The sequence below is a fragment of the Planktothrix sp. FACHB-1365 genome, assembly GCF_014697575.1.
In the GTDB taxonomy this organism is placed as follows: Bacteria; Cyanobacteriota; Cyanobacteriia; order Cyanobacteriales; family Microcoleaceae; genus Planktothrix.
Window position 1 is genome coordinate 89,723 of the sequence record NZ_JACJSC010000003.1, and the last position, 19,310, is coordinate 109,032.

Below are 19,310 nucleotides of genomic sequence, written 5' to 3' on the forward strand. Positions count from 1 at the left end.
AACCAGAAAAGGGATTTTCTTCAAAGCGAACCGTCACAGGTAAATGAGTCGCCATATCCACAATCATCTATCCACATCGGCAGTGAGAGAAATCTTTGTAATTTTTTAATGCGACTTCTCTGTAGAATGGGGCTGGGAAAATTTTCCGCCAAAGTTTCCAATCGTATCCAACGATTTTTTTTGCAGTAGTATGATGACAATCGATACCATCGGCTTGTCGCCCTTTGATCTCTTAGTGATGTTCGCCCTCGCCGGTGCTGGATCCCTGCTGCTGCGCCCGAAGACCTCCGCCAATCAAGGGCAGTCAACAGCCCCCAGCGCGCCTCTGCCGGCGGCGATGGAGCGTCTTGGCAAGCATTCATTCGAGCGCATCGCGCGGCTCACCTCAGTGGAAGACCCGGAACGTTTGCAGCAGATCGCGTCCCTGTCGTCGGACACCGACGCGGTACCCGACGCCCATGAGCAGGCGGGCTATCGGGAGCTTGGTTACGCCTTGAGTGCCCTCGGCGTTGGCCTTGCCGGCCGGCTATTGTACCCGCCGCTAGCGGTGCTCAGCGCGCCCTTGTTGGCGATCATCGGTGTTGGTCGAGCGCGGCTCGCCTACCGCTCACTCAGTGAGCGGAGGCAATTAGACCTCAGTGCCATCGACACACTGATATGTATCGCGATCCTCGCCACAGGTAACTTTGTGAGCGGAGCCCTCGGCTACACTATCGTCGCAGCGAGTTCGATCATGCTGAGCCGCATCCAGACCAGTTCTCGCCGCAAGCTCATCGACATCTTCGGTGAGCGCCCGCGCACCGCTTGGGTGCGAGTAGACAGCGTGGTGGTCGAGCGTCCCATCGAGGAGGTAGTGGTGGGCATCGAGGTCGTCGTCGGTGCCGGCGAGGTCATCCCCGTGGACGGGGTGGTGGTTGAGGGCCAAGCGACCGTCGATCAGCAAGCATTGACTGGTGAATCGGAGTATGTGCTGCGCGAGCCAGGTGACACGGTGCTGGCAACCACTATGGTTCGGAGTGGGCGCGTGGTCATCTCCGCCGAGCGCACTGGGTCTGCTACCACCGCTGGACAAATCGGCGAGATGCTGGAACGGACTTCAGCAGATAACCTGGATGCACAACTGCGGAGCGAGCGCCTCGGCAACGCCTCGGTGCTGCCGACACTGGTACTGAGCGGCGTTGCTCTCGGCATCATCGGCCCCTCGGCCTCCCTCGCCAACCTGGTGGCGACCTATGGCTGGTCGCTACGGCTGCTAACGCCGCTTAGCCTGTACAGCTTCCTGACTGTCTGCTCACGGCGTGGCATTTTAATCAAGGACGGTCGCGGGCTGGAAGACCTACCGAGGGTTGACACCGTGGTATTCGACAAGACAGGCACTCTGACGCTGGATCGCCTGCAAGTCACGGACATCCATTGCTTCGAGGCAATACCTGCCACCGAAGTGCTGCGCTATGCAGCGATGGCTGAACAGAGGCAGAGCCACCCGATTGCCCGGGCGATCCTAGACGAGGCTGCTGCCAAGGGGATCGCGGCGGAGGTACTCGACGACATCCACTACGAACTCAGCCGAGGCATCGCCGGCACCCTCGACGGTGTTGAGGTGCGGGTCGGCAACGAGCGCTTCATGCACGACAGCGGCATCGAAGTGCCGGCTGCTGTACACGCACAGCAGCAAGCGATTCAGGAGGATGGTGGCGGTCTAGTGATGGTGGCCCTAGGTGGCCGACTCATCGGCGGCATCGAATGGCGCGCCAAGCTGCGGCCCGAAACCCCAGCCGTAGTGGCGAGGCTGCGCCAGCGCGGACTCAAGGTGCTAATCATCTCCGGCGACCGCGAGGCACCGACTCGATCACTTGCACACGATCTGGGTGTCGACGGCTACCATGCCGAGGTTCTACCCTCTGACAAATCCGGGCTCATCGAGGCGATGCAGGCGGACGGGCGCTCGGTCTGCTTTGTCGGGGACGGCATCAACGATACCCTCGCGCTGCGCGCATCCACCGTGTCGATCTCCCTTTCAGGTGGCACCTCGGCTGCGGTGGACACAGCACAGATCATCTTGATGGACGGAAGCCTGGGACAGCTTGATGGGCTGTTCGAGATCGCAGCCCGCTTCGATGCGAATATGTCTCGTAACTTCGCGACTTCCATCATTCCCAGCGTCATCTGTACCTTTGGTGCCTTTTTCTTGCACATGGGCTTCGTGTCTGCGATCGTCGTCCAGACCACCGGCATCGCTGTCGGTGTATGCAACGCACTCGGTGCGCGCCAGGCACAGATGGATCTCGACCCTGAGCCGAACAACTCGCCCCCAGTGGCATCCCTCTAAGTCAATAAAAGCATCTGTAATGAATAATTCAAGCACCTCCAGATCCGCCGATATCCGGGCGCGCCTCGGGCATCCGGTGATCGATGCCGACGGCCATTGGATTGAGCCGATTCCCTTATTTCTGGACTATCTCCAAGAGGTCGGTGGCACCGACATGCGCGATCGGGTCATCCGTGATGCCAAGCAAAGCGTTTGGTACGACCTGAGCCCAGAAGAACGGCTCGCGCGCCGACTGCCACGACCGTGGTGGTGGGGCGAGACCACCCACACGCTGGATCGCGCCACCAGTATACTCCCCGATCTGCTGCACCATCGTCTGGACGAATTCGGTGTTGACTTCAGCATCGTCTACTCGACCCTCGCCTTCGACTTCGTGGCCCACCCCGATGCCGAGTTGCGCCAGGCGGCTTGCCGGGCACTGAACAATATGAACCGCGATGCCTTCGGTCCCTATCGCAAGCGACTTAGACCGGCAGCGGTGCTGCCGATGTTCACACCAGACGAGGCTATCACCGAACTCGACTACGCTGCCGGCGAGCTCGGCTTCAAGGTCGCCATGATCACCAACCACGTGCGACGGCCTATCCGCACGCATCTGGAGGCTGGTGTCGACCCGGCTCGTGCTGACTACTACATCGACAACTTGGTACTGGAGAGCGAGTACGACTACGACCCGCTATGGAGCAAGTTCGTCGAGCACCGCATTGCCGTCACCACCCATGCGGACAGCATCGGCTGGGGTGACCGACGATCGGGCAACTTTACCTACAACCACGTCGGGCACTTCGCCGCAGCATCGCACGCATTCACCAAGGGCTTAGTCTTGAGCGGAGTGCTGCACCGCTTCCCGACACTCAAGTTCGCAATGCTTGAGGGCGGCGTCGGCTGGGCTTGCAACCTGCTTACCGATCTAATCAGTCATTGGGAGAAGCGCAGGCCCGAGGCACTGATGGAGAACACTCTACCGACGAATCTTGATATGGAGCATCTCGCCGAACTCATGCGACGGCATGGGGGCCAGCGCTATGAGGACAAGCTTGACGAGCTGCTCGGCTGCGTCAGCATGGCTGCGCCCTTTATGTCACCGGCTGAGGCGGCCGCCCGTGAGCCCAAAGATGGCTTCGACGACTTCGCAGCCAATCCGATCAAGTCCGCCGAGGCACTGCGCACCCAGTTCGTAGAGCAACTCTATTTCGGCTGCGAGTCCGATGACCTCAGCACTGTGTGGGCTTTCGACAAGCACGGCAACCACCGCCTCAACACCTTGTTCAGCTCGGATTTCAGTCACTTCGACGTGGTGCATATGAACCGAGTCCTCGAGGAAGCCTACGAACTCGTTGAACAGGAGATGCTCAACCCGGCGGAATTCAAGGAATTCACCTTCGGCAACATCGCCAAGCTGCACACCGCAATGAACCCGGACTTCTTTGTCGGCACGGTGGTAGAGGACGCGGTGAAGGAGTGGCAGGCATGAGCCTGGAAGCGAAACTCGCGATCCTGGAGCAGATCGCACGCTACTCCCACACCTTCGATGGCTGCAACCTAGATGCCTTCGCGGCGATCTTCAGCAAGGATGGGGTGTTTGAGGTCTATGCGGCGGACGCGGTGGCTCCCGAACTGCGCCTGGTCGGTCGAGCAGGCATCCAGGCTTGGGTGAGCGACTGGTATCAAAATCTGGAACCAGGCCGGCGTTCACGCCACTATCAGACGAACACACTCTTTCACACGCTCACGGATGAGAGTGCTGAAACCTCCACCATGCTCCTGTTAACGGTGCAGTTCGGTGATGAGCCACAGCCGAGGGTCAAGCTGACCGGTGTCTATCACGACCGATGGAAGCGGTCTGACGGCGGCTGGCTGCTGGTTTATCGTGCGCTGTCGCACGACCGCAGTACACCCCTTGAGGACTAATGCCATGTCGAATACTGCCAAACCAACTTGCAACCTAGCGGGAAGCGTCGTCGTGGTCACTGGGGCGAGCAAAGGAATTGGCCGCGCTATTGCCCTTCGTCTCGCCCAGGAGGGGTGCGCCCTGGTTCTCGTCGCCCGCAGCGAACACTTGCTGCAAGCGGTGGCGGCTGAAATCCACGAGCAGGTAGCGAATCCACCGCCCGTGAGCTTGGAAGTGGCTGACCTGAGCGATCCGGCTCACTGTGAGGCGCTGATCCCTAGTATCGAGGAAGCCTGCGGCCGTATCGACGTCCTCATCAACAATGCTGGGATCACGGGTCACATTTGCCCTCTACACGAGTCCACGGCTGCAGACATCCGCCGAACCATCGACATCAACCTCACCACCCCGACCATCCTCACCGCCCAGGCATTGCGGGGCATGATTACGCGCCAGCACGGCACGATCCTAAACATCAACTCGATTGTGGCGAAAACCAGTTTCCCGAACTGGGGACCCTATTGCGCGAGCAAACATGGTATGCACGCCATCGCTGAGAGCGTTGCAGAGGAGCAGCGAGGCAATGGCATTCGGGTGCTCGGTCTGTATCTCGGTGCCGTCGATACTCCTATCTGGGACGGTGTGGCGGATAGCTCTGGGCGCAGTGCTATGCTGACGCCGGAGCGCGTAGCCGATGCCGCCGCCTTCATGCTGTTGCAGCCGGATGATACCTTCATCCCGGAGCTCGTGCTTCGATCCATGGCATTTGGCCTGTAGCCACCTTGATGCCTCGGCAGACCTCTGTGATCACCTGCTACTTTATCGCCGTGGCAGCCGCCGTTGTTTGGACGTTTTGGCTAGCCCGGATGATCCCCAATTTTATAGTGCCTCTGGGCAGAAATAACTACCCAGTCTTACAAACCTCTAATTTAGGGAGTTTTTCACAAGCGATAAACAGCTATCAAAAAGATTTGGGATTGAAGAACTGTAAAGTGTTACCCCGTCAGTTATCCACCATTCAAAAACCATGAAAAATTTCAACTTCAAAATTAATCACTTTTTTTTCACGATTGTAATTATTACAATTTGGCTCATTTATATGAGTTATACTCATCAATGGAATTTATTCATAGAAAATTGGTTCATGTCAATAACGATGATATTTGGATCTTTTATTGCTGGAGCAACAGCCGAAGGAGGCGGAGCAGTTGCTTTCCCTGTTATGACTCTAATTTTTCACATCACGCCAGATATTGCACGTAATTTTAGTTTAGCAATTCAAAGCATCGGTATGAGCGCCGCTGCTTACTTAATTATTACTCAAAGAATTCCTATTAATAAAACGTATTTATTGCTCTGTAGCTTAGGGGGATTTTTAGGATTAATTTTGGGGACTTACTTAATTGCTCCTCTCGTCTCTCCTCCTTATACTAAAATGTTTTTTGTTTCTTTATGGCTCAGTTTCGGAGTTATTCTTTTTTGCATAAACATTAATGAATCGCATCAAAAGAAAGAATCTCTTCCGCCTCTATCTACAACTGACAAAAATATACTTATATTATTAGGTTTTTTAGGAGGTATCGTTGTTTCTATTGTTGGTACTGGCATCGATATACTAACATTTGCTTTTGTAACAGTCAGATATCGATTATCTGAAAAAATTGCTACTCCAACCAGTGTCTGTCTGATGGCAGGAAATTCTATAGTTGGCTTTTTACTTCATGTTTTTTGGATTGGTGATTTTGGAATTCAAGAGTTTCACTACTGGTTGGTTTGTATTCCTGTTGTCGTCTTTGGAGCTCCTTTAGGAGCTTATTTCATTAACCAGAAAAGTCGGATTTTTATAGCGAATTTTCTCTTTTTCGTGTTAATTGCACAATTTATTGGTGCTTTAATAGTTATCCAACCAAGAGGTTTGTTAGCTTGGTTTACTTTAGGCACTTTTGTAACTGGGTTAATTCTATTTTTTAGTTTGAATCACATTGGCAGAACATCTAAAAAATCACAAGTGTTTAATTTAAAAAACCTTAAAAAGTGACAAGCAAGCTGAAAGCTTGATTTTGAAAGCTTTTCGCCCCATTGAGAAGATTTTTATTAAGAATTAATCAACTGAACTAATTGCCCCTGCATAATACTTGCTAACCTTCTCGATAATATGACTGGTTTTCAAAAATACCAGTAAATCTGAGTAATATTCTACTCCTTGGAAAGTGACAGAAGAGGGATAGTATGGGAAAACTCAATTCCCAGTCTCGTTATGAAACGTTACTCAACCCACTACAGGCTGTTTAAACGCCATCAACGCCCCTTAACTGCTCAACTAGCAATAACACACCCCTACTCCTCCAAAACAACCCTTCTAGGGGGTGAATTCTTTGGCTAAATTCATTTCTAGTAAACGGTCTAACCCTTGCCCTATTTGTGACGACATCAAAATCTCTGAATCCAACATCGGCTTTAGGGATATTTAATTGATAAGTACCAGACGGTAAAATAATCGTTTTTATCTTTTCTGTGCACTCCGCACTCCGCACTCCGCACTCCGCACTCCGCACTCTGCACTCCGCACTCCGCACTCCGCACTCCGCACTCTGCACTCCGCACTCTTGTCTTGACGGTCAAGTTCCGACGATAAAAATGTCCCGTAACGCTTTAAACTGAAGGGTGACATTTTATTGTGTTTAAGGTTAATTGCATTAGCGGTGAGAAAAGTCATTATTGCGGGTAACTGGAAGATGTTTAAAACCCAAACAGAAGCTCAAGAGTTTCTGCAAGGGTTTACCAGTCATTTAGATGAAACCTCGGAAGACCGGGAAGTGGTACTTTGTGTACCATTTACCACCTTGGGGATTATGTCCAAAAGTTTACATGGGAGTCGCATTCTCCTCGGCGCTCAAAACATACATTGGGAAGATTCTGGAGCTTACACGGGGGAAATTTCTGGCCCGATGTTACTAGAATTTGGTATCCGCTATGTTGTTGTGGGTCACAGTGAACGACGTCAATATTTTGGCGAAACTGATGAAACGGTAAATTGGCGACTCAGAGCGGCTCAACGTCATGGGTTAACACCAATTTTATGTGTAGGAGAAACGAAACAACAACGAGATGCTGGGGAAACAGAACGTCTGATTTTCTCTCAGTTGGAAAAGGATTTAATCGGTGTTGATCAAAACAATTTAGTGATTGCTTATGAACCGATTTGGGCAATAGGAACCGGGGATACTTGTGAAACCACAGAAGCTAATCGTGTGATTGGTTTAATTCGCAGTAAATTAATCAACCCTAATGTAACCATTCAATATGGTGGCTCTGTCAAACCAGATAATATTGATGAGATTATGGCACAGCCAGAAATTGATGGGGCATTAGTGGGAGGGGCAAGTTTACAACCTGAAAGTTTTGCCCGAATTGTTAATTATCAGTAATCAGTCATCAGTCATCAGTTATCAGTTATCAGTTATCAGTCAAAGTGTTTACCGATTAAATTTATATTTTTCCCCTCTGTTCCCTGTTCCCTGTTCCCTGTTCCCTGTTCCCTGTTCCCTGTTCCCTATTATCAAAATTATGACGGCTGTTCTTAACCCTTTAACAATTAAAAAAACTTGTTTTCAATGGGGAAAACGAACTTATATTATGGGGGTTTTGAATATTACCCCGGATAGTTTTAGTGATGGGGGAGATTTTAATAGTTTAGAACGAGCTTTCAACCAAGCTCAAAAAATAGTGGAAGCAGGAGCGGATATCATTGATATTGGCGGACAATCCACTCGACCCGGTGCGGAAGTTGTTAGTTTAACGGAGGAATTAAACCGTGTTATTCCCCTGATTCAAGCGATTAGAAAGAGTGCGGATGAACTGTTAGCTAATATTCCCATTTCTGTTGATACAACTTCCTCCCAAGTTGCTCAAGCAGCCGTTCAAGCGGGAGGAGATATAATTAATGATATTTCGGCTGCAACGTTTGATCCGAAGATGTTGTCGGTGGTGGCTCAATTAAAGGTTCCTATTATTTTAATGCACCTTCGAGGCACACCGAAAACCATGCAAACTTTAACGGATTATCACGATTTAATGGGAGAATTAAGACAATTTTTAGAAGAACGAATTCAAGCTGCTATTCATCACGGAATTTCGAGAGATTATATTATCATTGATCCGGGGATTGGTTTTGCTAAAACCGTTGTCCAAAATTTGAAAATATTAAGAAATTTAACCGAGTTGCGATCGCTCGATTGTCCTATTTTAGTCGGAACGTCTCGCAAAAGTTTTATTGGTCATCTTTTAAACCAACCTGACCCGAAACAACGGGTTTGGGGAACGGCGGCAACCTGTGTAGCAGCCATTGGGAATTCTGCGGATATATTACGAGTTCATGACGTTCAAGAAATGGTAGATGTCAGTCGAGTTGCTGATGCCATTTATCGGGTGAGTCTTGAAAAAGATTAGGAATTATTATCACAGCAAAAGTAGCTATCTCGGTTAAAATTAAGGTAGATCTGATTTATCAATAAGCCGTATTTAACGTTTAAACTCCATATTTCTATGTCTACTCCTGAAAAACTCTACGAAGGTAAAGCAAAAATCATCTATGCAACGGATGACCCGGAAATCTTACTCGCCTACTTCAAAGATGATGCCACGGCTTTTAATGCCCAAAAACGCGGGACAATTCGAGGCAAAGGGGAAATTAACACCGCTATTTCTAGCCATTTGTTTCAACAGTTAGAAGCTCAAGGCGTTCCCACCCATTATATTGATTGTCCTGCACCTAATGAAATGCGGGTGAAACGGGTAAAAATTGTTCCCGTAGAAGTCATTGTGCGGAATATTGCGGCGGGAAGTTTATGTAAACAAACTGGAATTGCTGTTGGGACACTGATTGAACCGCCCATAGTAGAATTTTGCTATAAAAATGATGAATTAGGTGATCCATTATTAACTCGTGAACGTCTGTTATTAATGAAGTTAGCAACGCCAAAGCAATTAGAACAAATCACCCAGTTATCCTTACTCATTAATCAACTTCTCTCCGACTTTTTTAACGAGTGTGGGATTACGTTAGTTGATTTTAAATTAGAATTTGGGATCACCTCGGATGGTCAACTGGTACTAGCCGATGAAATTAGCCCTGATACCTGTCGATTATGGGATCAATCAGAAACAGACCCCGACCGTCGAGTCTTGGATAAAGACCGTTTTCGTCGAGATCTAGGAAATGTTGAATCTGCCTATCAACAAGTGCTTAAACGGGTTTTAGAACACACACCCAACTGATCTTAAAAGGGAGAAGCCGAAGTCTCACCTCGAAAGGCTAACTGTTGACCCCTGGCTCCTTTTTCGGTCAACAGTTAACACTTAACAATCAACTCCCCTCTTCTTCAGCAATTGCTGATGGGGTTTAATCCTTATTTTTAGTTGCGACAATGCGAATCCGCTTATAGTCCGCAATCCAAGAGCCATTCTTGAATAATTTGGGGCGCAAGCGAGTTTCGATATCAGTCATAATATTGAGTTGTTTAGAAAGGGGAATCCCCTCAAAGAAATTTCCGGCAAACATTTTCAGCCAATTTCTTAACCCTTTGTCTCCATCATTTAATGCAGTTGGACGTTCCATTAATGTTGCTGACTTGAGTTGGAAGCCTTGTGATTCTAAAAGCATTCCATATTCAGCAATACTCGGAAAATACCAAGGATTTAAGGTTTTGTTTTGAGGATATCCAGCCGCATCTAAGGCTGCATAAATTGCGGCAATAATGGTATCAATATTTCCCTTGCCTCCAAATTCTGCAACAAAACGCCCTCCGGGTTTTAAGACACGCCAAACCCCATCCACAACTTTTTCAGGTTGTTGAATCCAATGTAAAACTGCATTGGAGAAAACTGCATCAAACTGTTCAGTCCAGGTTAAGTTAGCTCCATCTGCCACTAAAAAATTTAGGCCTGGGTAACTTTGACTAGCGCGTTTAATCATCGTTGAAGCCTTGTCAATTCCGATCACTTCAGCCCCAGTGTTTGTAATTTTATAGCTCAGATGACCTGTGCCACAACCGAGATCAAGAATCTGCTCTCCTATACGGGGATCAAGCAATTCCAATAGATCTACCGCTAAGTTAGAGACAAAGCTATGATGACTGTCGTAGAGTTTTGCATCCCAATGAGGCACAGGAGCCATAGGAGCATAGTTTACGGTCTTAGTGTTCATTAGGCAGTCAGGCAGAATTTGTTTGTCATTTTTTAGTATGCAACATTCTGTTCATGATTTGCCAAAAATTAAGGAAAGTTTAGACTTATTTCAAGGGGGAGAATTTATACTGAAGTCCCAAGGTAGATTCTACCGATAAAAGCGTCTTTTGACCCCCTTGGGATTGGGAAATAGGAATCTTTTTATACCGTCTCTGAACCCTGATTTCATCTAGTTAAAGATAGAGATTTACTCAAGCCCTTATTTTACTTTTATAAAAGGCTTTAACAGTCTCAGGAAAGGGTTATTACCGAGGGGATAGTTTTTTTAGGGTTAATTAGAATTGACAAAAAAAACTCAATATGATAGAGCTTGCCGTTGACAAATTTGGGTTTAACAAATCTGTCCTAAACACATTTTAACTTTACATAGGGGAAACCCTATTAAGCCCTAAGAAGGATGCAATTTTAAAAGGAAATAGTTTGTAGAGGGAATAGGACAAACTGTCATACTGAGATCAACCTAGGATTAACTCTTGCGTACTGAATGTGAGGATTTTGGGGTTCTCGTGTAATGGGGCTGATAATATTCAGGCTATAATCTAACTCCATCAAGGTTTTCAGAATTTATTATTCCGACACTTGTACCAGCAGTTACTTTTGATCCTCAGTACCCAGGACAGCTAAATTTATGTTTTTATGGAAATCCCCTCTTATTTCTAAAAGAGTTTCTAGTCCAGTTTTTCTGATCCGTTTTCTTGCCGTTTTCACACTGATCTTAGCAGTGACCTTGTACTCAGGGACGCTCACATCCTCTGCTATCACTAACAACGGCTATTCTCAGGAATTGATCGCCCAGTCTCCAACACCAACTTCCGATCAACCGTCTCCAAGGGCACCAGATGAAATTCCCACCTCAGATACAGCTTTATTGTTTCAAAATAACCGTTATGCAGTGAGAGTATTTCGACTAGGGAACAAAGCTTATGTCAATATCTATGACAAGGAAAACAAAACCCTAACCCTTAAAAAAATACCTGTTTCCATTACTCTAGCTAAAAACCCTACAAAAGATCCGATTAAATATGTTGCTGTGATCGGTAATGAACAATATATTGTTCTGATTAGTCCCTTGGGTTCTTCAGAGTTAACGATTGTCAAGGGGGGAACAGTTGTCTATCGCCAAGGAAGTAATCAGGTTGAAGTTGCTCAAAAAGTTCCTGGTGTCTCTGACCAAACTGTATCTGTCAATCCCACCGTTGCCTTGATCAAAACAATATTTATTAATTATGCCAAATTAACCCTCTTTATTCTGATGTTTTCGATGGCAATTCATTGGAAAATTGAGGATGTCGTCTGGATCTGGAAGCAACCATCTCTCCTGTTGCGATCGCTATTCTCGGTGTTAATTGCAGTACCCTTATTGGGCGTTTTAACCACATTCATTCCAGGTTTAACAGTAGCACAACGCATTGGTATTGGTGCAATGATGGCTTGTCCGGGTGCTCCCATGATTCCCTTTAAAAGTCTCAAAGCTGGGGGAGATCCCAAGTTTATTGCCAGTTTACAGTTTACGGTCTGTGTTCTAGCCATTGTTAGTATTCCCTTAACGGCTTTAATTCTGAGTCAGTTCTATCCCAATCAAGCTTGGTTATCCCCACAAGACATTGCTAAACAAGTGTTGTTTGCTCAGGTGTTACCGATGGGAATCGGCGTTTTACTAGCTGAATATATACCCCAGTTAGCAGAAGATTGGGTAGAACCCGTCAACAAAATTGCTAAATTGATGCTTTTACTAGCTCTGATCATTCTACTGGCTATCAGTCTGGACAAAATTCTGAGCACTGGATTGATGGCCTACTTGGCGATTGGTTTGCTCTCGATTGCTTCGCTGGTGTGTGGCCATGTTCTGGGTGGCCCCAAACCGGAAACGAGAACGGTTCTAGCCTATGCAACCGCAACTCGGAATGCGGGTTTAGCGGTTCTACTGGTTAGCTTGAATTTCCCCAATTTAGATTTTATCAAAAGTGGGATTATCGATACGCTGATTACCTATGCCTTAATTGCTGCGATTGTTTCTATTCCTTATACAGCTTGGCGTAAACGAACAATGGTTAAGAATTAGAGACGATAAAATTAAGCTTCAGTTAAGCTACATTTAATATTTTGTCCTAGCTCCAGAATGTTCTACCCTAGAACATTGAATCTGTATATTTCCAGGAGAAGTGATTATGTCGGGTAGTGAACTAAAAGCTGATTTTTGGGTAAGCGAGTATATCACACCTTGGGATATTTATGTACATGGAATTACCCAAGTATTAGCGTATAAAAAAACCCAGTATCAAGATATGTACGTTGTGGAAACGGGTGCCTATGGAAAAGCGTTAGTTCTTGATGGTAAATGGCAATCTTGTACGGGAGATGAATTTCTCTATCACGAACCCTTAGTTCATGTCGCTTCGGTTTATCACGGTTCTCCCAAAAAAGTGGCGGTTTTGGGGGGAGGAGAAGGAGCAACAATTCGAGAGGTTTTACGTTGGAAAACCATTGAATGTGTAGCTATGATTGACCTGGATGGAGATGTGGTGGAAGCCTGTAAACAACATCTGCCAGAAATGCACCAAAATGCTTTTGATGATCCCCGCACGCAACTGATTATCGGGGATGCGATTGACTTTTTAGAGCAGACTCAGCAAAAATGGGATATTGTGATTTCGGATTTATCCGATCCCATTGAAGAGGGGCCATCCTTCAAATTATTTACCAAAGAATATTTTGAAAAAATTCAGCAAATTTTAACTCCCGATGGTTATGGGGTGATTCAAGCTGGCCCAGTTTCCCCCAATGAAATGAAACTGCACGTTCGTTTGGTGAATACTCTGAAAACGGTATTTCCCCAGGTTCACTCTTATACCAGTTATATTTCCACCTACGGAAGTCCCTGGAGTTTCATTATCGTTTCTAACCAACCGATGAATACCCGTCCTGACCCCGACAGCGTGGATCAACTGTTGCAAGACCAAACCATCGGGGGATTACGGATGTTTGATGGAACAACGATGTTAGGAATGTTACAAGTACCCAAACATTTACGGGATGCGATCGCCTCTGAAACAGAGATTTATACTTTAGCTGAACCTCCGAAATTCTTTGGTAAAGGAGCCAATGCTTAATCCATGATAGAAGGAAACAGGAGGACGCTTCTCGTTGTCCGCCTGTCTCCTGATTCTGTTGATGAACTTTAACCAAAATCTAGTACAATACACCCTGAACCCTCGGCAATTGTTCTCAGTGAGCTTAAAACCAGGGGGCATCTGTTGCATAAAATATTTAAGTTAAATTCTAGTGAACACCCTGAGAAAGTGTTTTTTGGACTGGAAAAATTAGGCAAAATCCGATTCATAAACCCTTCTTGGTGATTGAGGAGTCAAATCTGAATGACAAAATCTAAATTCTTGCGTCCCCACACACTTCTGTTATTAGCGGGATTAATGGGTGTGAGTTTGGTGGGACTGGGATGGAAACAACAGTTCGCCAAAGCTCAACCGACTGAAGTAGCAACGGGTTTAAACTGGTCAGGAGCATCGTTTCCCGTTGAAAACTTTCAAGACTATACCTCTCCTTTTGGCTATCGGGGGGAAGGGTTTCACTATGGTTTAGATTTGGCAGCCCCTCAAGGCAGTTATATTCGTAACTGGTGGCAAGGGACGGTGGTAGAAGTGTGGCAAGATGGCCGTTGTGGTAACGGGATTGCTATTCAGTCTGGCCAATGGGAACATATTTATTGTCACGTTCAAGGGACTGTGGAAAAAACCAGCCAAGGGACTTATTTTATTGACCGAGAAGGGGGTATTCAACTTTGGGAAGGTCAGCAAGTTCCTTCGGGGACGAGAATTGCGAGAGTGGGGATGACCGGACGGACAACGGGCCCTCACCTCCATTGGGGTTTAAAACATAGTGGCCGTTGGGTTGATCCCGGTCGGGTGTTACGCTCGATGTACAATCAACAAATTCAACAAGCCAGAGGCAGTTAAGGAGACGATTTCAGGGACTTAGTGAAGTTTTGTAAAAAAATCCCGTTATGTTTGATACAATAAAATTGTGAGATTTGAAAATTTATACCCGCAGGCAGATTAAGAAAACGGCGTTTAGGTTATTCAAATCGAAACAACAACGGTATTTTTGACACTCCCCCGCCAAGCTATGTACTGGGCAGGGGATTCTTTTTTCAGCGAATCAACTTGCTCTGACAAGACGGATTTTACCCAATTTTGGGGTTAGGTTGAAGGATCGCAACGAATCTCTACCATAAAACCATCGGGGTCATAAAAATAAATACCACGTCCTGTGGGTCGGGTGACGGGGCCATGATCAATTAAAATAGAATTTGACTGCAAGACTTCTACCGCTTGCTCAAAATCTTCTGGTGCAATATCAAATGCTAAATGATTGACACGGGTAAACGCTTTTTTGGGATCAGGATCAGGGGGGTTTAAATCGGGTTCAGCAAATAAATCAATGACTGTCCCGTCGGGGGTAATAAAATTAGCGACTTTTCCCGTTTCAACAAGACCCTTTAAGGTACTGGGAACTTCATCCCCAACTAATTCATGTAATCCTAATATTGTACCATAAAAATAGCGAGATTTTTGTAAGTTAACAACATTTAATGCAAGATGATGAACGCGACGGAGAAGTCCAGGGGGTAAGATTTTGGGGGATAGGGTTGGTGTAGATTCCATGAGTTTAATTAAAGGCTACAGTTTGAATTCTACCCATAATTTTTTGAGCGAATAAAACAGTTTTTCCAATAATATATCTTAAACTCTGAGGAAATTTAACCGCCCCAATATTAATGATTAAACAGGTTGTTCCTAAGAGTAATAAAACATAGGTAGGAATCATCACAACACCAATCATAAACCAGGTAAAAACGTGCAGTACCATCAATCCTGAATATAAACTAGCAAACCCAGAAATTAACAAAATTTGAGATTGAGGACGATTTAAACCGATAAAAATTAGGGTTTGTAAGGTAGCCAGTAAATTAAACGGCACTAAAAAAGCACAAATTCCTAAACAGTTATTTCGAGAGAACTCAGCAATTGTTGTGAAATCTATCATGATCAAAACTCTTCTTTTTTTGCTTTTTGAGATGGGGAATTTAATAATTTTTCTGTTTTGGGCTTCTCCACTATAGCGTTTTTATTGAATTTGTGAAATATTCTGTTCCTTTGGATTTTACAGAACCGTCACAATCTCTATCCAATGATTGGTAAATTGAGTTTTTGGAGATTAATTTCTGTCCTCCTTAATGTCTATGGTTGACTATTTCTTGTTTTTTAAAGCAGTTGTCCAAAAATTGGTAAACATCATTAAGAAACTACCAATAATAATCACTAAAGCAAGTCCAACGGGGATTGCTGTTTCTAAATCTATACTTTCCATTGTCATTGGCTAAATTTATTCAAGAGATACCTTAACACAGATGTTTATTCTTGGGGAAGGTGAAGCTTGTTATTCTCATTTTGGCTATGTACCCGCTTTAGTTCCCCTTTTCAAAGACCTTGAGCAACTTTGGCTTTCTTCTGTTACCATTAAATTTGTTACATATCTTAATCTATAACACCAGTTCCTTAACATAATTATACGGAGAAGGCGATGACAGAACCACAAAAAGGACAATGGGATGGCGGTCGGTTTCTGAAAACCCTGGCTTATTTTAAGGTTATTCCCTTTATTGGTAATATTAACTGGATACAAAATTTATTAGGGGGAGGGGCAAAAAAACGGCAAGAAAAACCCAATATTATATTAGTCGTGGGTGCGACGGGGGGAGTGGGAAAACGAGTGGTTCAACGGTTACAACAACAAGGCATTAAAGTGCGTTGTTTGGTTCGGGATCGGAAAAAAGCGAGAACAATATTAGGGAATACAGTAGACTTAATTGAAGCAGATTTAACCCTTCCTGAAACCTTAACCCCTGATGTTTTTCAAGATATTAACGCGATTATTTGTTGTAGCGGTACAAAAGTCCAACCCGTTGAAGGAGATACACCGAACCAAGAAAAATATTATCAGGGAATTAAGTTTTATATGCCGGAAGTAGTTGATATACCGGAGTTGGTGGAATATAAAGGCATTCAAAATTTAATTAATGCTGCATTTCCCAGCCTACAAAAAACAGGAGATAAAATTTTATTTGATTTTACCCACCCCACTGAAGACATTAAGGAAATTTGGGGAGCATTAGATGATATTGTTATGGGGGGTATTAGTGAAAGTTCGTTAAAGTTAACACCAGATGGCGCATTATTTACCGGATATGTTTCTACGGCGAATTCTGGGGGGTTTGTTTCCGTGCGAACTCGCAATTTTGAACCTTCTTTAAATTTATCTGATTATCAAGGAATTGAATTACGGGTTAAAGGTGATGGAAAACGCTATAAATTTATTATTCGCTGTAATGAAGGTTGGGATAGTGTGGGATATTGTTATTCTTTTGATACCGTGTACAATATTCCTATTACCATTCGGATTCCCTTTGAGAAATTAATTCCGGTGTTTCGTGCTAAAACCTTAAATGAAGGTAAACCCTTTAATGCTAGTCAGGTATTTTCCTTACAATTAATGTTGAGTAAATTTGAATATGATGGCGCATTAAACCCTAAATTTGAACCCGGACTTTTTCAATTAGAAATTGAATCCATTAAAGCCTACGGTGGAACCATTTTACCTCGATTTGTTCAGGTGAGTTCTGCGGGGGTAACTCGTCCAGGAAAACCCGGATTAAATTTAGAAGAAGAACCTCCTGCGGTGCGTTTAAATGAACAATTAGGGGGGATTTTAACTTGGAAATTACGAGGAGAAGAGGTGATTCGTTCGAGTGGTATTCCCTATACAATTATTCGTCCCTGTGCATTAACTGAACAACCGGGAGGTTCTGTGTTAAAATTTGCCCAAGGAGATACAATTAAAGGACAAGTCAGTCGGGATGATATGGCTGAATTATGTATCCAAGCGTTAACTCAACCAAAAGCCTGTAATACGACTTTTGAAGTTAAAGCAGAACAAGATAGTCAAACATCAAACAATTGGGATGAGTTATTTTCTCAACTCAAATCTGATTAATAGGGAACAGGGAATAGGGATTGCTATATATTGTTTCCCTAGCTTAAAATCAAATCATATTTTGACATGAAGCGAATAAAGATTTCAACTGCTTGTTGAAACTTTATCTTTTTTCTGTTCCCTGTTCCCTGTTCCCTGTTCCCTGTTCCCTGCTATATGCTAAAGTTTAAACCTGTTTTTACGCCGTATTTATTTTTATTTCCTGCTTTATTAATGCTGACCTTAACCGTATTTTGGCCAGCGTTACAAGCGTTTTATTTAAGTTTGTTTAGTTATGACTTACTCACACCGCCAGAATGGGTTGGTTTCAAGAATTTTCAACAGTTATGGACAGATGAGGTCTTTTGGGAAACCTTAAAGAATACCTTGCTTTATTTAATTATTGTTGTTCCGATTTTAGTTTTTGCACCTTTAGCTTTAGCGATTTTAGTGAATCAAAAATTACGCGGAATTAATGGCTTTAGAACCGCCTATTATGTTCCCGTCGTGATTTCAATGGTGGTGGCGGGTATTGCGTGGAAATGGTTATATGCAGAAAATGGGTTTTTAAATCAACTTTTAAATGCGATTTCTTTTCCGCCTATTCCTTGGTTAACCAGTCCCCATGTCGCCTTATTTAGTGTGATGGCGGTGACGATTTGGAAAGGATTAGGGTATTATATGGTGATTTATTTAGCAGGATTACAAGGAATTCCCTTAGAATTGTATGAAGCCGCAACGATTGACGGTTCTGATGGGTTAAAAAAACATTGGGATATTACGTTACCCTTAATGAAACCTTACATGGTTTTAGTGGGGGTCATTTCAGCCATATCCTCAACGAAAGTGTTTGAAGAAGTGTATATTATGACCCAAGGAGGGCCAAGAAATAGTTCTAAAACGATTGTTTATTATTTGTATGAACAAGGCTTCCAACAATTAGAATTTGGTTATGCTTGTACCATTGGATTAATTTTATTTTTAATCGTTTTAGGATTATCGATTTTACGATTAGGGATTGAACGGTTTAGCGAGACTGTTAACAGCAATAGTCCGTTGCTGTAACAGACCCGGTACTCGGTACCCGACAGCCAACACCCGACACCGATTTTAAAGCTTGATGGAACAGTGACAGGGTTCTTGCTGTAATAATTGTTCTCCAGCTTGTTTTAAAGCTATTAATACAGGTTGCAGTTGTCGGCCTTTATCGGTTAAGGAATATTCAACATGAGGGGGTATTTCTGCATAGACCTTCCTTTCAATAATACCATATTTTTCTAATTCTCGCAGGCGAATTGTCAAGGTTTTCGTACTTATTCCGGGTAAAGCCTCTAACAATTCATGGGTACGACAATTCCTGATTAGTAACTCCCGCAAAATTGAGACTGACCATTTGCTGCTGATGATTTGCACAATATATTGAATCGGGCAAGTGTTTTGATTCTGGGAGCTTGCAGAACCGAAGTCTGGTTTTTCGAGACAAGGGGTAACATTCATTTGCAACATTTGTTAACATTAATCCCAAGAGCCTTAAGGATTCAATCTTTTTTAAGAATAGCCTATAATTCCCAGATGGCAACTATCTTTTACTTTTGGTAACTATGTGAATGAAGGGAACCTATATTGAAATCACGATAGAAAGTAGTACGCTTTGAGATAGAGGGAAAACAAACCCTCAGTTGAGGCCGAAAGTTCACACCTAGAGAGAAAAAAACGGAAAAAAATCTTAAGAACTGCCAAGTTCACCGATTCAAGATTCAGAAGTTCTAAACATTCATATTGAGTATCGAGTGATTT

17 protein-coding genes are annotated in these 19,310 nt (G+C 44.8%); 13 read left to right on the plus strand and 4 right to left on the minus strand.

The window, feature by feature from the left end; genetic code table 11:
* The first annotated feature begins 193 nt into the window (after positions 1-193).
* The 8 genes from H6G57_RS06285 to purC all read left to right on the plus strand — a co-directional run bounded on the left by H6G57_RS06285 (position 194) and on the right by purC (position 9,497).
* Positions 194-2,329: a heavy metal translocating P-type ATPase gene (locus tag H6G57_RS06285; RefSeq protein ID WP_206756687.1), complete on the plus strand. Its 2,136-nt coding sequence runs from the start codon at positions 194-196 to the stop codon at positions 2,327-2,329.
* A gap of 19 nt (positions 2,330-2,348) precedes the next feature.
* The gene (locus H6G57_RS06290; protein WP_190516948.1) at positions 2,349-3,803 is read left to right on the plus strand and encodes an amidohydrolase family protein; all 1,455 of its coding nucleotides are present in this window, start codon (positions 2,349-2,351) and stop codon (positions 3,801-3,803) included.
* Positions 3,800-4,240 carry a nuclear transport factor 2 family protein gene (locus H6G57_RS06295; RefSeq protein ID WP_190516949.1) on the plus strand — a complete coding sequence of 147 codons (441 nt, stop codon included), beginning with the start codon at positions 3,800-3,802 and terminating at the stop codon, positions 4,238-4,240. Before H6G57_RS06290 ends, H6G57_RS06295 begins: the two co-directional genes overlap by 4 nt.
* Before the next feature lie 4 nt (positions 4,241-4,244).
* Positions 4,245-4,997 (plus strand): SDR family oxidoreductase, encoded by a 753-nt coding sequence (locus H6G57_RS06300; protein ID WP_190516951.1) that lies wholly within the window; start codon positions 4,245-4,247, stop codon positions 4,995-4,997.
* A 250-nt stretch (positions 4,998-5,247) separates the two neighbouring features.
* Complete coding sequence (locus H6G57_RS06305; RefSeq protein WP_190516952.1) at positions 5,248-6,258, plus strand: sulfite exporter TauE/SafE family protein; 1,011 nt, start codon at positions 5,248-5,250, stop codon at positions 6,256-6,258.
* Positions 6,259-6,922: 664 nt separating this feature from the next.
* Positions 6,923-7,648 (plus strand): triose-phosphate isomerase, encoded by a 726-nt coding sequence (gene tpiA / locus H6G57_RS06310; RefSeq protein WP_190517286.1) that lies wholly within the window; start codon positions 6,923-6,925, stop codon positions 7,646-7,648.
* A gap of 139 nt (positions 7,649-7,787) precedes the next feature.
* Positions 7,788-8,669, plus strand: coding sequence for a dihydropteroate synthase (gene folP / locus H6G57_RS06315; RefSeq protein WP_190516954.1), 882 nt, complete (start codon positions 7,788-7,790; stop codon positions 8,667-8,669).
* Between the two features lie 96 nt (positions 8,670-8,765).
* The gene (purC, locus tag H6G57_RS06320) at positions 8,766-9,497 is read left to right on the plus strand and encodes a phosphoribosylaminoimidazolesuccinocarboxamide synthase (RefSeq protein WP_190516956.1); all 732 of its coding nucleotides are present in this window, start codon (positions 8,766-8,768) and stop codon (positions 9,495-9,497) included.
* Between the two features lie 124 nt (positions 9,498-9,621).
* Here purC and H6G57_RS06325 read toward each other — a convergent pair whose 3' ends face one another.
* Positions 9,622-10,395 (minus strand): trans-aconitate 2-methyltransferase, encoded by a 774-nt coding sequence (locus H6G57_RS06325; RefSeq protein WP_242048885.1) that lies wholly within the window; start codon positions 10,393-10,395, stop codon positions 9,622-9,624.
* A gap of 792 nt (positions 10,396-11,187) precedes the next feature.
* Here H6G57_RS06325 and H6G57_RS06330 point away from each other — a divergent pair.
* The 3 genes from H6G57_RS06330 (at position 11,188) to H6G57_RS06340 (ending at position 14,437) form a co-directional block, all read left to right on the plus strand.
* On the plus strand, positions 11,188-12,528 hold the full coding sequence (locus H6G57_RS06330) for a bile acid:sodium symporter family protein (RefSeq protein ID WP_190516960.1): 1,341 nt from the start codon (positions 11,188-11,190) through the stop codon (positions 12,526-12,528).
* A 106-nt stretch (positions 12,529-12,634) separates the two neighbouring features.
* The gene (locus H6G57_RS06335) at positions 12,635-13,576 is read left to right on the plus strand and encodes a spermidine synthase (RefSeq protein ID WP_190516961.1); all 942 of its coding nucleotides are present in this window, start codon (positions 12,635-12,637) and stop codon (positions 13,574-13,576) included.
* A 264-nt stretch (positions 13,577-13,840) separates the two neighbouring features.
* Entirely contained in the window at positions 13,841-14,437 is a 597-nt protein-coding gene (locus tag H6G57_RS06340; RefSeq protein WP_190516963.1) for a M23 family metallopeptidase, read from the plus strand.
* A 243-nt stretch (positions 14,438-14,680) separates the two neighbouring features.
* Here the strand turns inward: H6G57_RS06340 and H6G57_RS06345 are convergent, their stop codons facing one another.
* Positions 14,681-15,145, minus strand: a complete 465-nt coding sequence (locus H6G57_RS06345; RefSeq protein WP_190516965.1) for a VOC family protein — start codon at positions 15,143-15,145, stop codon at positions 14,681-14,683.
* A 4-nt stretch (positions 15,146-15,149) separates the two neighbouring features.
* Entirely contained in the window at positions 15,150-15,527 is a 378-nt protein-coding gene (locus H6G57_RS06350) for a hypothetical protein (RefSeq protein ID WP_190516966.1), read from the minus strand.
* 537 nt (positions 15,528-16,064) lie between these two features.
* On the opposite strand from H6G57_RS06350, the gene H6G57_RS06355 reads away from it, so the two are divergent.
* Both H6G57_RS06355 and H6G57_RS06360 read left to right on the plus strand, forming a co-directional pair.
* Positions 16,065-17,534, plus strand: coding sequence for a CIA30 family protein (locus H6G57_RS06355; RefSeq protein WP_190516968.1), 1,470 nt, complete (start codon positions 16,065-16,067; stop codon positions 17,532-17,534).
* 156 nt (positions 17,535-17,690) lie between these two features.
* The gene (locus tag H6G57_RS06360) at positions 17,691-18,578 is read left to right on the plus strand and encodes a carbohydrate ABC transporter permease (RefSeq protein WP_190516969.1); all 888 of its coding nucleotides are present in this window, start codon (positions 17,691-17,693) and stop codon (positions 18,576-18,578) included.
* Positions 18,579-18,623: 45 nt separating this feature from the next.
* Here the strand turns inward: H6G57_RS06360 and H6G57_RS06365 are convergent, their stop codons facing one another.
* A complete protein-coding gene (locus tag H6G57_RS06365) occupies positions 18,624-19,010 on the minus strand; it encodes a helix-turn-helix domain-containing protein (RefSeq protein ID WP_190516971.1) in 387 nt (128 codons plus the stop codon).
* Between the last annotated feature and the right edge of the window lie 300 nt (positions 19,011-19,310).

What these genes read in the sequence shown, in the direction of transcription:
- folP (WP_190516954.1), top strand. Translation starts at nt 7,788, where the DNA reads ATGACGGCTGTTCTTAACCCTTTAACAATTAAAAAAACTTGTTTTCAA.
- H6G57_RS06340 (WP_190516963.1), top strand. Translation starts at nt 13,841, where the DNA reads ATGACAAAATCTAAATTCTTGCGTCCCCACACACTTCTGTTATTAGCG.
- H6G57_RS06325 (WP_242048885.1), bottom strand. Translation starts at nt 10,395, where the DNA reads ATGGCTCCTGTGCCTCATTGGGATGCAAAACTCTACGACAGTCATCAT.
- H6G57_RS06285 (WP_206756687.1), top strand. Translation starts at nt 194, where the DNA reads ATGACAATCGATACCATCGGCTTGTCGCCCTTTGATCTCTTAGTGATG.
- H6G57_RS06345 (WP_190516965.1), bottom strand. Translation starts at nt 15,145, where the DNA reads ATGGAATCTACACCAACCCTATCCCCCAAAATCTTACCCCCTGGACTT.
- H6G57_RS06295 (WP_190516949.1), top strand. Translation starts at nt 3,800, where the DNA reads ATGAGCCTGGAAGCGAAACTCGCGATCCTGGAGCAGATCGCACGCTAC.
- H6G57_RS06335 (WP_190516961.1), top strand. Translation starts at nt 12,635, where the DNA reads ATGTCGGGTAGTGAACTAAAAGCTGATTTTTGGGTAAGCGAGTATATC.
- H6G57_RS06365 (WP_190516971.1), bottom strand. Translation starts at nt 19,010, where the DNA reads ATGAATGTTACCCCTTGTCTCGAAAAACCAGACTTCGGTTCTGCAAGC.
- purC (WP_190516956.1), top strand. Translation starts at nt 8,766, where the DNA reads ATGTCTACTCCTGAAAAACTCTACGAAGGTAAAGCAAAAATCATCTAT.
- H6G57_RS06305 (WP_190516952.1), top strand. Translation starts at nt 5,248, where the DNA reads ATGAAAAATTTCAACTTCAAAATTAATCACTTTTTTTTCACGATTGTA.
- H6G57_RS06350 (WP_190516966.1), bottom strand. Translation starts at nt 15,527, where the DNA reads ATGATAGATTTCACAACAATTGCTGAGTTCTCTCGAAATAACTGTTTA.
- H6G57_RS06290 (WP_190516948.1), top strand. Translation starts at nt 2,349, where the DNA reads ATGAATAATTCAAGCACCTCCAGATCCGCCGATATCCGGGCGCGCCTC.
- H6G57_RS06300 (WP_190516951.1), top strand. Translation starts at nt 4,245, where the DNA reads ATGTCGAATACTGCCAAACCAACTTGCAACCTAGCGGGAAGCGTCGTC.
- H6G57_RS06360 (WP_190516969.1), top strand. Translation starts at nt 17,691, where the DNA reads ATGCTAAAGTTTAAACCTGTTTTTACGCCGTATTTATTTTTATTTCCT.
- H6G57_RS06355 (WP_190516968.1), top strand. Translation starts at nt 16,065, where the DNA reads ATGACAGAACCACAAAAAGGACAATGGGATGGCGGTCGGTTTCTGAAA.